Source organism: Burkholderia sp. 9779_493 (assembly GCF_015712215.1).
GTDB classification, from domain to species: Bacteria; Pseudomonadota; Gammaproteobacteria; order Burkholderiales; family Burkholderiaceae; genus Burkholderia; species Burkholderia cenocepacia.
Genome location: NZ_JACCQA010000012.1, coordinates 211,737 through 223,552 on the forward strand (window position 1 = coordinate 211,737; position 11,816 = coordinate 223,552).

The window sequence follows — 11,816 nt, forward strand, 5'->3', positions numbered from 1 at the left end:
GAGGATTCGATGAACACGATCCAGACGATACGCGTGGGCGCCTGTGCGTTCGCCGCCGCGTGCGCGCTGGGCGCATGCACGCAACCGACCGGCGGCACCTACGGCACGCGGGCGGCGCCGCCCGCGCCGCCGGACGGCCGCGGCGCGCAGTCGACCACGACGATGCCGGACGCGAATACGCGTTACGACACGCGTCCGTCGCCGGGCAACACGATGCCGAAGGACGCGAACGTCGGCGAGCCGGCCGACGTGCCGCCGCCGGGCCCGAACGGCGCGCAGGGCGACCCGCCGCTGCCGGGCACGCCGCCGCCGATGCAGTACTGATGGCACGCGTCGCGGCGACGCGTCACGGCATGCCGCACCGCGATGCGGCCGGAGAAATGCGATGGCGAACCAGCACGAGCACCTGGAGGACTGGCTGCGCGATGCGTACGCGATGGAGCGCAAGGCCGAGACGATGATCGACGCGCAGTTGAAGCGCGTCGGTCACTATCCGCAGTTGCAGGACCGGCTGCGGCTGCATCTCGACGACACGCTCGGCCAGCAGGCGCTCGTCGAAGCGTGCCTGATGCGGCTCGGCACGTCGCCATCGGCGACCAAGGATCTCGCCGCGCGCGTCGCCGCATACGGGCAGATCGCGAGCGGCATGCTGGCGGACGACGAAGTCGTGAAGACGGCGCTGGCCGGTTATGCGTTCGAGCAGCTGCAGATCGCCGCGTACACCGCGCTCGTCGCGGCGGCGCACGCGGCCGGCGAAGAGGAAATCCGCGCGTGTTGCGAGCGGATCCTGCAGCAGGAGCGCGACATGGCCGCGTGGTTGCTGCGCCATCTGCCGGCGTTGACGACCGCGTTCCTCGACCGTTCGGCGGTCGATCGCATCGATGCGAAGCGGTGACGGCGGGGCCGCCGGGCGGCAGCCTCGGCATGCATTTTCCCGCGAGCGAAATGCGTGCCCCAAACTTGCCCCCCGGCTTGTAAAAAAGCGGCCTTGACGCGTGGCGAAACGGGGTGCGAACCCGCGAGAGCCGCGACGGCTCGCGCTTCGCGCGGCTGGCACGGAAGCTGCGTGACGTCCGGTAGAAGAGGGTGAAAACATACCGCGAACCGAACCGTCAGGAGGCTTTCGATGCCCGTCTCGCTTGCGCTGCAGATGCGACAGCATCTGGCACTTACGCCGAGGCTTCAGCAGTCGCTGCGGCTGCTGCAGTTGTCCTCGCTCGAATTTCAACAGGAATTGCGCCAGGCGCTCGACATGAACCCGTTTCTCGAAGACGGCCAGGGCGACGATGACACCGCTGCCGGAACGCCCGAGCAGCCGACCGAAGCCGCCGCGCCCGAAGCGGCGCCCGAGCGCGACGAAATCCGCCCGCCGGATGGCGAGGTGCCGTTTACCGCCGCACCCGCGCCGCGCGGCACGAGCCGTCAGGGTGACGACACCGACGGCCTGTCGCCCGGCGAATGGATCGCCGCCGAGCCGTCGCTGCATCAGCAACTGCACGATGCGCTGCGGCTCTATCCGCTCAACAAGCGCGACCGCGAAGCCGCGCGCCTCGTGATCGATGCGCTGGATGACGACGGCTACCTGCGTCAGGAACTGCCTGAACTGCTGGTCGCCGCCGATCCGGCCTGGCTGCTGTCGGAGCAGGATCTCGCGGTCGCGCTGCGGCTCGTGCAGATGCTCGACCGGCCGGGCATCGCGGCCCGCTCGCTGTCCGAATGCCTGGTGTTGCAGCTCGATGCGATTCCCGCCGGCACGCCGGCGCTCGCGGAAGCGAAAGCGATCGCGCGCGAACATCTGGAGCGCCTCGCGCGCCGCGAGACGGCCGAGATCCAGCGACGCCTCGGCTGCAATCAGCAGACGCTGCACGCGGCGTGCGCGCTGGTGCGCGGGCTCGACCCGCGCCCCGGCAATCACTACGGCAGCACGCGCGGCGACTACGTGGTGCCCGACGTGATCGTGCGCCAGGTGCGCGACGAGTGGATCGTGACGATCAACCCGGCCGTGCTGCCGCGCGCCCGCTTGCACGAGCGCTACGCGACGCTGTTCGCGCAGTCGAGCGGCGAGCGCGATTCGCCGCTCGGCCAGCAACTGCAGGAAGCACGCTGGCTGATCCGCAACGTGCAGAAGCGCTTCGACACGATCCAGCGCGTGGGCGAGTGCATCGTCGCGCGGCAGCGCGATTTCTTCCGCTACGGCGAGATCGCGATGAAGCCGCTGGTGCTGCGCGACATCGCGGAAGAGCTCGACCTGCACGAATCGACGGTCTCGCGCGCGACCGGCAACAAGTACATGGCCACGCCGCACGGTACGTTCGAGTTCAAGCATTTCTTCCCGCGCAAGCTGGAAGCAGCCGGCAAGGGCGTGTGTTCGGCGTCGGCCGCGAAGGTGCTGATCCGCGACATGATCGCGGCCGAGCGGCAGACCGATCCGCTGTCCGATGTCGCGCTCGCGGAAAACCTCGCGGGCCGCGGCATTCTTCTTGCGCGTCGCACGGTGACCAAGTATCGCCAGGCGATGAAGATTCCGCCGGCCGATCTGCGGCGTCGCGACGCCGCGTGACGGCCCCACTGTTCCAACCACGCGCGTGCCGTCCGTCGCGTCGGCCCGCGCGCCAACGAGAGGAGCGCAATCATGCCAGCCAAATCCCAGGCCCAGCAGCGCGCCGCAGGCGCCGCGCTGTCGGCCAAGCGCGGTGACACGAAAATGAAGGACCTGAAACCGCCGTCGAAATCGATGGCCAAGTCGATGAGCGAGAAAGAGCTCGAGAAAATGGCTTCCACGCCCACGCACGGCAAACCGAAACACAAGCACGATGCGTGACCGGCGCCGACGTTTAGTGACGACCGCTGTCATCCAGGAGGGTTCCATGCTTCGATACGCCATCATCTTTTTCGTCATCGCGATCATTGCCGCCGTGTTCGGCTTCGGCGGCATCGCCGCCGGCGCGGCCGAAATCGCGAAGATCCTGTTCTACATCTTCGTCGTGATCTTCCTGGTCACGTTGCTGCTGGGCGTCGTGCGACGATGAGCGTGATGCCCGACCGGTCGCAGCGCGTCGCGGAACTCGAGCACGCGTTCGCGATCGGTTTTCCGTCGCAGTCGACCGTCGTCGTGCATGCGGACGACGCATCCGGGCGACTGACGATCCATGTGTCGTGGGTGCGCGTGCCGTCCGACGAGGACGCGCGCGAATGGCGCTGCACGGTCGACATGCGCTTCGATGCGGACGTGATCGAGCGTTACACGGTGCTCGACACGGCCGACCGGCTGCGCGTGCGCACGCAGCTGTGCGACCGCGCGCGGCGTGCGGTGGACGAGCACAAGCCGCGCGTCGAGGACGCCGTGATCGAATGCAGCGTGACGCTCGACGTGACGGCCGCCGAATTCGACGCGGCGCTGCGCGCGCCCTGACGTCGTCGCCGGCTCCGCCGCCGTTCGCGGCGCGTCGGGCCGGCTTTTCCTGCCGTCCGCACGCGCGTGCCGCGGCGCGCCGCGTCGGCGCGTGCTGCGGCGGCCCATCCGAATGCCACGAGGACCGATAGCGATGACGAATCCCCCATCCGCCGGCAAGACGCCACCCACGCAGCCGACGCAGCCGCCCGACAGCGCGAAATCCCGCCAGCTCGAACAGAACCGGGCGCGGCCCGACGGCGAAGCGCTTCGCACCAACCAGGGCGTGCGGATCGCCGACAACCAGAACACGCTGCGCGGCGGCGCGCGCGGCCCGTCGCTGCTCGAAGACTTCATCATGCGCGAGAAGATCACGCACTTCGATCACGAGCGCATTCCGGAGCGGGTGGTGCACGCACGCGGCTCGGCCGCGCACGGCGTGTTCCGCGTGTACGAGCCGATGGCCGACTACACGAAGGCCGCGTTCCTGCAGGACCCGGCCGCCGAAACGCCGGTGTACGTGCGGTTCTCGACCGTGCAGGGGCCGCGCGGGTCGGCCGACACCGTGCGCGACGTGCGCGGCTTCGCGGTGAAGTTCTATACCGAGGAAGGCAACTACGATCTCGTCGGCAACAACATGCCGGTGTTCTTCATCCAGGACGCGATCAAGTTTCCCGACTTCGTGCACGCGGTGAAGCCCGAGGCGCCGAACGAGATGCCGACCGGCGCGTCCGCGCACGACACGTTCTGGGATTTCGTGTCGCTGGTGCCGGAAACCACGCACATGGTGCTGTGGCTGATGTCGGACCGCGCGCTGCCGGCGAGCTATCGCGCGATGGACGGCTTCGGCGTGCATACGTTCCGTTTCGTGAACGCGGCCGGCGTCGAGCGTTTCGTGAAATTCCACTGGCGGCCCGTGAGCGGAGCGTATTCGCTGCTGTGGGACGAGGCGCAGCGGATCGCCGGCCACGATCCGGATTTCAACCGGCGCGACCTGTGGACGGCGATCGAACGCGGCGACTATCCGGAGTTCGAACTCGGCGTGCAGATGATCGATCCGGCCGATGCGGACACATTCGACTTCGACCTGCTGGACCCGACCAAGCTCGTGCCGGAAGAGCTCGTACCGGTGCGGCCGATCGGCCGGATGACGCTGAACCGCAACCCCGACAACTTCTTCGCGGAGACTGAACAAGTCGCGTTTCACCCGGGCCACGTGGTGCCGGGCATCGACTTCACGAACGATCCGCTGCTGCAGGGGCGGCTGTTCTCGTACACCGATACGCAGCTGAGCCGGCTTGGCGGACCGAATTTCCACGAGATCCCGATCAATCGGCCGGTGTGCCCGTTCGCGAACAACCAGCGCGACGCGCTGCACCGGCAGACGATCAACGTCGGCCAGGCGTCGTACGAGCCGAACTCGACGAGCGGCGGCTGGCCGCGCGAGACGCCGCCCGCGCCTGCCGGCGGCGGGTTCGAGACCGTGCCCGAGCCGCTCGAAGGCCACAAGGTGCGCGTGCGCAGCGAATCGTTCGCCGACCATTTCTCGCAGGCCGCGCTGTTCTACCAGAGCATGATGGACATCGAGCAGCGGCATATCCGCGACGCGTACTGCTTCGAACTCGGCAAGGTGACGCAGCCGCACATTCGCGAGCGGGTGGTCAACGAGATCATCGCGCGCTTCGACGCGGGGCTCGCCGCGCAGGTCGCCGAACGGCTCGGGTTGCCCGCGCCGCAGGCGGCCGCGACGCCGGCCGTGCCGCAACGCTCGCCCGCGCTGAGCCTGATCGGCCGCGCGAAGCCCGGCATCCACTCGCGCAAGATCGCGCTGATCGCGACGCCCGGCGTGAACCCGGTGCTGGTCGAACAGGTGCGCGACGCGCTGCAGGCCGCGCACGCGGTGCCGACGATCGTCGCGCCGACACTCGCGCCGATCGGCGGCATCGTGCCGGAGGCGACGCTCGTCGGCATGCCGTCGGTGATGTTCGACGCGGTGTTCGTGTGCGGCGGTGACGGCGATGGCCGCGATCTCGCGCACAGCGCCGACGCCCGCCATTTCGTGCGCGAGGCGTTCAAGCACCTGAAGCCGATCGCGGCCGTCGGGTCGGGCCGGCAACTGCTCAGCGCCGCGCATCTGCCGGACCCGGCCGAAGGCGTGTGCGTCGGCCAGCCCGTCGATCTCGACAAGGTGCTGAACACGCTGTCCGACCACCTCGGCCAGCATCGCGTGTGGGCGCGCGAACAGCAGGCGGCGGAGCTGCCGGCATAGGGCCGACAGCGGCGCGCGCCGTACGGCGCGCCTGCCCGCGGGCGGGCGCGCATTCGGCAAGGAGGAACACGCATGGCACCGCGGATGATATGGAAAGGCGCGATCAGCTTCGGGCTCGTGCACGTGCCCGTGCAGCTGTTTCCGGCGACGCGCACCGTGAAGCCGTCGTTCCGGATGCTCGACAAGCGCTCGATGGACCCGATCGGCTATCGGCAGATCAACAAGCGCACCGGCAAGGAGGTCACGCGCGAGGACATCGTACGCGGCTACGAGTACGAGAAGGAGCGCTACGTCGTGCTCACCGACGACGAAATCCGCGCGGCGAACCCGGAATCGACGCAGACCGTCGACATCCTGACCTTCGTCGACGAGGACGCCGTGTCGTTCCTCTATCTCGACACGCCGTACTACCTGGTGCCGGACCGCAAGGGCGAGAAGGTCTATGCGCTGCTGCGCGACGCGCTGAAGGACAGCGGCAAGATCGGCATCGCGCTCGTGGTGATGCGCGACCGCCAGCATCTGGGGGCGCTGATCCCGGTCGGGCCGATGCTCGCGCTCGATACGCTGCGCTGGCAGGAGGAATTGCGGCCGCTCGACGAGCTGTCGGTGCCGGCCGACGACGCGAAGGGCGCGGGCGTCACCGCGCGCGAGCTGGGGATGGCGAAGAAGCTGATCGACGACATGTCGGGCAAATGGACCCCCGACGAATATCACGACACGTTCCGCGACGACATCCTCGAACTGGTCGAGCGCAAGGTGCGCGCCGGCAAGATCGAGGAGATCGAGGACCGGCCCGCGCAGACCGGCCGCGCGGCGAGCAACGTGGTCGATCTCACCGAGTTGCTGAAGCGCAGCCTGAAGGGCGGAGCCGGCGCACGCGCGGCGGATCTGCGCGAGGCGCGCGACGAAGCGGAGGACGAGGCGGCGTCGTCGTCGTCATCGCGGAGCGGCGCGCGCCGCAAGCCGGCGGCGAAGTCCGCATCGAAAGGCGCCGCGACGAAAACCGCGGCGAAGCGGACTGCAGCGAAACGCGGCGCGGCGAGCGACCCTGCGGCGAAGAAGACCGCCGCGCGCCGCAAGCACGCGGCATGACGTCGATGACGCCGACGCCGATTTCGACTTCGACTCCGACGAGGTGACGCGATGGCCGGCAAGCTCGATCCGTATCGCCGCAAGCGCCATTTCGGCGCGACGCCCGAACCCGAAGGCGCACACGGCAAGCGTCGTGCGAAGGCGCAGACGAAAGCGGGGACGCAGCCAAACGCGAAGCCTGCCGCACGCGCAGGCCATCCGCTGCGCTTCGTGATCCAGGAGCACCACGCGCGCCGGCTGCACTACGATTTCCGGCTCGAACTCGACGGCACGCTGAAGTCGTGGGCCGTGCCGAAGGGGCCGAGCTTCGATCCGCAGGTGAAGCGGCTCGCCGTGCACGTCGAGGATCATCCGCTCGAATACGCGTCGTTCGAAGGCGAGATTCCGGCCGGGCATTACGGTGCGGGGTCGGTCGTCGTGTGGGACGAAGGTACGTGGACGCCCGATGGCGGCATCGCGCATGCGCGCGAAGGCTATCGGGCCGGCAAGCTGACGTTCCGGCTCGACGGCGAAAAGCTGCACGGCGGCTGGGCGCTCGTGCGCAGCGGGCGGCAGGAGGGGCGTCAGGAGCAGTGGCTGCTGATCAAGGAGCGCGACGACGACGCGCGCAGCGCCGATGAATTCGACGTCGTCGGCGAGCGGCCGGGGAGTGTGCGTGACGATGCGTCCCACGGCGCGGCGCGCAAGCATGCTGCGCGGCGTCGCGGATCGAACAGCGCGGATGGCGCGAATGGCGATGCACGTGCCGCGCGACGCGAAAGCCCCGAAAGTCACGAAGGTCCGCGCCCCACCGAACCGTCGCAAGTCGAAGGCGCGGTGCGCGCGCCGCTGCCCGAGCGCGTCGCGCCGCAACTCGCGACGCTGGTCGATGCGCCGCCGACTCAGGGCGGCTGGTGCTACGAACTGAAGTTCGACGGCTATCGAATCCTCGCGCGCATTGCCGGGAAGGGCGCGCGTCGACGCGTCACGCTGATGACGCGCGAAGGCCGGGACTGGACCGCGAAGCTGCGCGCGCAGCGCGACGCGCTCGCGGCGCTCGACGTCGACGACGCGTGGCTCGACGGCGAGGCCGTCGTGCTAGGCGACAACGGCCTGCCGGATTTCCAGGCGCTGCAGAACGCGTTCGGCACGGACCGTTCGGACACGATCACTTTCTTCGTGTTCGATCTGCCTTATCTCGACGGCTACGATCTGCGCGACGCGCCGCTCACCGCCCGTCGTGCATTGCTCGAGCCGCTGCTCGCGAACTGCGACCCGGCGCGCGTGCGCTTTTCGCCCGATCTCGGCGAGGACATCGCATCGCTGATCGCGAGCGCCTGCGACACCGGCCTCGAAGGGCTGATCGGCAAGCGCGCGGAGTCGCGCTACCGCGCTGGCCGTTCGCCCGCGTGGATCAAGCTCAAATGCCGGCGCCGGCAGGAGTTCGTGATCGGCGGCTTTACGGAGCCGTCCGGCAGCCGGCACGGCTTCGGCGCGCTGCTGCTCGGCGTGCACGAACCGGCGCCGGCCGGCAAACGGCGACGCGGGCCGGGGCCGCTGCGCTACGTCGGCCGCGTCGGCACCGGCTTCGACGCGCGGATGCTCGACCGTCTCGCCGCGATCCTGCGCAAGCACGAGCGCGACACGATGCCGTTCGATGCGCCGCCGCGCGAACGCACGCGCACGCGCGTGCACTGGGTCGAGCCGACGCTCGTCGCCGAATGCGAATTCGCCGAATGGACCGGTGACGGCATCGTGCGGCAGGCCGCGTTCATCGCGTTGCGCGACGACAAGCCGGCGGAGCAGATCGTCCGCGAGATGCCGACACACACGGAAACGGAGGGGGCGATGGATCAGCGTTCGACTACGCGGGACAAGCCGCGGCGTGCGTCGCGCACCGATCGTCACGCGAGCACGGGCCAGGCGCGCGCCGCGCGCGCCGATGCCGATACCGGCGACGATACGATCGGCCGCGTGCGCATCACGCATGCCGAGCGCGTGCTCGATCCGCAAAGCGGCACGCGCAAGCTCGATCTCGCGCGGTACTGGCAATGGGTCGCACCGTGGCTGTTGCCCGACCTGAAAGGCCGGCCCGTGTCGCTCGTGCGCGCACCCGGCGACATCGCCGGCGAACTGTTCTTCCAGAAGCACGCGGAACGCCGCGAGATTCCGTTCGTCACGCAGCACGAAGGGCTCGACCCGGGCCACGGGCCGCTGCTGTCGATCGACAGCGTCGACGCGCTGCTCGGCGCCGCGCAGATGGGCACGGTCGAGCTGCATACGTGGAACGCGCACGCGTCGAACATCGAGCGGCCCGACCGCATCGTGTTCGACCTCGATCCCGACCCGGCGCTGCCGTGGCGCACGATGATCGACGCCGCGCAGCTCGTGCGCGGGCTGCTCGACGAACTCGGGCTCGTATCGTTCTGCAAGACGAGCGGCGGCAAGGGGCTGCACGTCGTCGTGCCGCTCACGCGGCATGCGGGCTGGGACGACGTGAAGGACTTTTCGCGCGCGGTCGCGCAGCACGTCGCCGGCACGCTGCCCGACCGTTTCACCGCGACGATGGGGCCGCGCCACCGGCGCGGCAAGATCTTCGTCGACTATCTGCGCAACGGCCGCGGCGCGAGCACGATCGCCGCGTATTCGGTGCGCGCGCGGCCCGGCATGGGCGTGTCGGTGCCGCTCGACTGGGACGAGGTGCCCGCGACGACGGGCGGCGCGCAATGGACGATCGACACGCTGCACGAACGGCTGGATACGCTGAAGCGCGACCCGTGGGAAGGTTATGCGAAGACGCGCCAGCGCATCACCGCGGCGATGCGCGCGCGGCTCGGCGCCGATGCGTGAGCCGTCAGCGCCGATGCTGCTGCAGCCGGTAATACCAGTTCATCAGCGGCGTCGCGGAAATCCCGTGCGCGACTACCGACGCGGACACCACCGCCAGCACCGGCGCCGCGAGCGGGCGCACGACGTCGGACGGTCCGTGCTCGAGCGCGAACAGCAGATAGTAGAACGAGCCGATCCCGCGAATGCCGAACCACGCCATCAGCCGCCGCTGCGCATGCGTCGCACGCGAGCCGGCCAGCGTGACCAGCACCGCGAGCGGGCGCACCGCGACGAACAGCACGGCGGCCAGCGCGACGGCGCCCCACGTGAGCAGCGGGCCGGGCAGCGTCGCGAGCACGCTGCCGACCATCGTCATCACGATCGCCTCGGCGATCCGTTCGAGCTCGATCGTGAAGCCGAGCACCGATTCGGCCATGAACGCATGCGCTTTCTCCGGATGCTTCTCGGTCGCGACGACGTCTTCCGAATCGATCTGGCCGATCACTTCGCGCGGCGGGCGGTCGCCGCTCGCGCGATGCTCGACGCGCCGCATCGCGACGCCGGCCGCGAACGTCGCGATGAAGCCGAACGTATGCGCGAGCTGCGCGGCGCCGAACGACAGCACGATCAGCGCGAGCGCGAAGAAACCTTCGAGGCCGAGCGCCTGCGCGTGCCGCGTGCGCAGCCAGCCGATCGTCTTCGTCGTGACCCAGCCGAGTCCGCCGCCGATCGCGGCCGCGCCCGCGATGCCCCATAGCGCGACCAGCGCGAACGTGCCGGACAACGGCGGGATACCGTGCGTCGCGCCCGGTGCGCCGCACAGCGCGAGCCCCGCGAGCGCGAACGGCAGCGCGATGCCGTCGTTCATCCCGCCTTCGCCGGACAGCGCGAAGCGCACCAGGTCGCGATCGCCCGGATCGTGCACCTGCACGTCGTGCGCGAGCACGGGGTCGGTCGGCGCGAGGATCGCCGCGAGCAGCAGCGCGGGGCCCCAGCCCAGGCCCAGCGCGAGCACCGCGCAGACGGCGAGCAGCGGCACGGTGACGACCATCGCGAGCAGCCCGAGACGGCACGGCACGAGCCACAGCTTGTCGGACAGCGGCACGCGCAACCGCAGCCCGATCGCGAACAGCGACACGAGCAGCGCGACTTCGACGATCTCGCGCAGCAGGCGCCCGTCGCGTTCGAGGTCGAGGTGCAGCAGGTCGGCGCCGGTCGGACCGAGCGCGACGCCGAGCACCAGATAGATCATGGCCGAGCTGCAGGGCAGGTGGCGCAGCGTGGACGTCACGACGCCCATGCCGAGCAGCACCGCGCCGATGATCAGATACCAGAGCGTTTCATGCATGCGTGTGATCGCAGCAGGGGGAGAGAGGCGGCGCGCCAGCCGTCAGGGCTTGCGGCCGAATGCCTCGCGCAGCTTCCGCTTCGCGCGTTCGAGCGTCGCGCGGCGTGTTTTCGGCAGGTTGCGGCCCGCGCGGTTCACGTAGAAGTTCAGCATCGACATCGCCGACTGGAACGGCGACGCCTTGCGGCGGCGGCTGTGTTCGGCCGAGCGCTTCAGCGACGCGGCGATCGCGGCCGGATCGTCGGATTTGAAGATGTCGGGCTCGATGTCGAGTGCATCGCTTTTTTGCGTGACTTCGCCGGACCAGCGCTTGCGGTGGGTCGGGTCGGCGCTGCGCGCGCGGCCGGGTCGGCGCGTGTGGCGTTTGCCGTGCGACTTGGCGTGCGCGTGGGAAGCAGAAGCGGAAGGCATAAGGCAAGGGGCTCCGTATGGAATCACAGGACGGTCGTGCGAACACGGCGGACGCAAACCGCGTGCCGGGTCGCGAACGTGCCGACGACGGCATGGGCCTTGCTGAAAGACCGGAGCAGGAATTTCCATCAAGCGATCACCCACAGGGAGAAAACGCCATGAAATCAGCATTCGAATCGAAGTGTGTCGCGCGGCACGTGCTGGCGTGCGCAGCCGTCGCGATCGTCGCGGCCGCACCGGCCGCATGGGCGCAGAACTCGCAGCGCTCGGACGAGGGCACCGGCGCGCCGAATCCGTCGATGGACATGTCGACGCCGGGCACCAACGGCAATACGACCGCGCCGCCCCCGCCGGCCGGCACGCAGCGGCATGGCGCGAAGCACGGCATGCGTTCGCACAGCGGGTCGGCCGGCCATGTGAAGCCGGGCGGTGGCCCGAACGGTGCGGGCGAAGGCGGTAGCGGCGCCACCGGCGGCGGGGTCGGCGGCGGGTCGGGC

The 11,816-nt window shown here is 69.6% G+C and carries 12 protein-coding genes; 10 read left to right on the forward strand and 2 right to left on the reverse strand.

The features are described from left to right. The first annotated feature begins 9 nt into the window (after positions 1–9). From H0X95_RS15135 to ligD, 9 genes are all read left to right on the forward strand, one after another. Complete coding sequence (locus tag H0X95_RS15135; RefSeq protein ID WP_034204037.1) at positions 10–324, forward strand: hypothetical protein; 315 nt, start codon at positions 10–12, stop codon at positions 322–324. A 61-nt stretch (positions 325–385) separates the two neighbouring features. After that, positions 386–895, forward strand: coding sequence for a DUF892 family protein (locus tag H0X95_RS15140; protein ID WP_059722866.1), 510 nt, complete (start codon positions 386–388; stop codon positions 893–895). Positions 896–1,126: 231 nt separating this feature from the next. After that, positions 1,127–2,560, forward strand: coding sequence for an RNA polymerase factor sigma-54 (locus tag H0X95_RS15145; protein ID WP_006498334.1), 1,434 nt, complete (start codon positions 1,127–1,129; stop codon positions 2,558–2,560). 72 nt (positions 2,561–2,632) lie between these two features. Further along, positions 2,633–2,821 carry a DUF3008 family protein gene (locus H0X95_RS15150; protein ID WP_006498333.1) on the forward strand — a complete coding sequence of 63 codons (189 nt, stop codon included), beginning with the start codon at positions 2,633–2,635 and terminating at the stop codon, positions 2,819–2,821. Between the two features lie 46 nt (positions 2,822–2,867). Then, positions 2,868–3,029 carry a DUF1328 family protein gene (locus H0X95_RS15155; protein ID WP_006498332.1) on the forward strand — a complete coding sequence of 54 codons (162 nt, stop codon included), beginning with the start codon at positions 2,868–2,870 and terminating at the stop codon, positions 3,027–3,029. After that, a complete protein-coding gene (locus H0X95_RS15160) occupies positions 3,026–3,412 on the forward strand; it encodes a DUF3022 domain-containing protein (protein ID WP_059722869.1) in 387 nt (128 codons plus the stop codon). Before H0X95_RS15155 ends, H0X95_RS15160 begins: the two co-directional genes overlap by 4 nt. A 133-nt stretch (positions 3,413–3,545) precedes the next feature. Further along, positions 3,546–5,660 carry a catalase HPII gene (gene katE / locus H0X95_RS15165; protein ID WP_059722871.1) on the forward strand — a complete coding sequence of 705 codons (2,115 nt, stop codon included), beginning with the start codon at positions 3,546–3,548 and terminating at the stop codon, positions 5,658–5,660. Between the two features lie 72 nt (positions 5,661–5,732). Beyond that, complete coding sequence (gene ku / locus H0X95_RS15170) at positions 5,733–6,752, forward strand: non-homologous end joining protein Ku (protein ID WP_059722873.1); 1,020 nt, start codon at positions 5,733–5,735, stop codon at positions 6,750–6,752. 51 nt (positions 6,753–6,803) lie between these two features. Continuing rightward, positions 6,804–9,581: a DNA ligase D gene (gene ligD, locus H0X95_RS15175; protein WP_196446096.1), complete on the forward strand. Its 2,778-nt coding sequence runs from the start codon at positions 6,804–6,806 to the stop codon at positions 9,579–9,581. 4 nt (positions 9,582–9,585) lie between these two features. On the opposite strand, the gene H0X95_RS15180 is transcribed toward ligD, so the two are convergent. Together H0X95_RS15180 and H0X95_RS15185 are read right to left on the reverse strand one after the other, a co-directional pair. Next, positions 9,586–10,908, reverse strand: coding sequence for a cation:proton antiporter (locus tag H0X95_RS15180; RefSeq protein WP_006498327.1), 1,323 nt, complete (start codon positions 10,906–10,908; stop codon positions 9,586–9,588). Positions 10,909–10,950: 42 nt separating this feature from the next. Beyond that, the gene (locus H0X95_RS15185; RefSeq protein WP_034203627.1) at positions 10,951–11,319 is read right to left on the reverse strand and encodes a DUF3175 domain-containing protein; all 369 of its coding nucleotides are present in this window, start codon (positions 11,317–11,319) and stop codon (positions 10,951–10,953) included. A 158-nt stretch (positions 11,320–11,477) separates the two neighbouring features. Here H0X95_RS15185 and H0X95_RS15190 point away from each other — a divergent pair. Next, positions 11,478–11,816 (forward strand): hypothetical protein (locus H0X95_RS15190; protein ID WP_077208843.1); only part of this gene is annotated, 339 nt, incomplete at its 3' end.

Bases quoted from the DNA above. Each gene is read 5' to 3' on its own strand.
- H0X95_RS15160 (WP_059722869.1), top strand. From the start codon at position 3,026: ATGAGCGTGATGCCCGACCGGTCGCAGCGCGTCGCGGAACTCGAGCAC.
- H0X95_RS15155 (WP_006498332.1), top strand. From the start codon at position 2,868: ATGCTTCGATACGCCATCATCTTTTTCGTCATCGCGATCATTGCCGCC.
- H0X95_RS15135 (WP_034204037.1), top strand. From the start codon at position 10: ATGAACACGATCCAGACGATACGCGTGGGCGCCTGTGCGTTCGCCGCC.
- H0X95_RS15140 (WP_059722866.1), top strand. From the start codon at position 386: ATGGCGAACCAGCACGAGCACCTGGAGGACTGGCTGCGCGATGCGTAC.
- H0X95_RS15150 (WP_006498333.1), top strand. From the start codon at position 2,633: ATGCCAGCCAAATCCCAGGCCCAGCAGCGCGCCGCAGGCGCCGCGCTG.
- H0X95_RS15145 (WP_006498334.1), top strand. From the start codon at position 1,127: ATGCCCGTCTCGCTTGCGCTGCAGATGCGACAGCATCTGGCACTTACG.
- H0X95_RS15180 (WP_006498327.1), bottom strand. From the start codon at position 10,908: ATGCATGAAACGCTCTGGTATCTGATCATCGGCGCGGTGCTGCTCGGC.
- ligD (WP_196446096.1), top strand. From the start codon at position 6,804: ATGGCCGGCAAGCTCGATCCGTATCGCCGCAAGCGCCATTTCGGCGCG.
- katE (WP_059722871.1), top strand. From the start codon at position 3,546: ATGACGAATCCCCCATCCGCCGGCAAGACGCCACCCACGCAGCCGACG.
- H0X95_RS15185 (WP_034203627.1), bottom strand. From the start codon at position 11,319: ATGCCTTCCGCTTCTGCTTCCCACGCGCACGCCAAGTCGCACGGCAAA.
- ku (WP_059722873.1), top strand. From the start codon at position 5,733: ATGGCACCGCGGATGATATGGAAAGGCGCGATCAGCTTCGGGCTCGTG.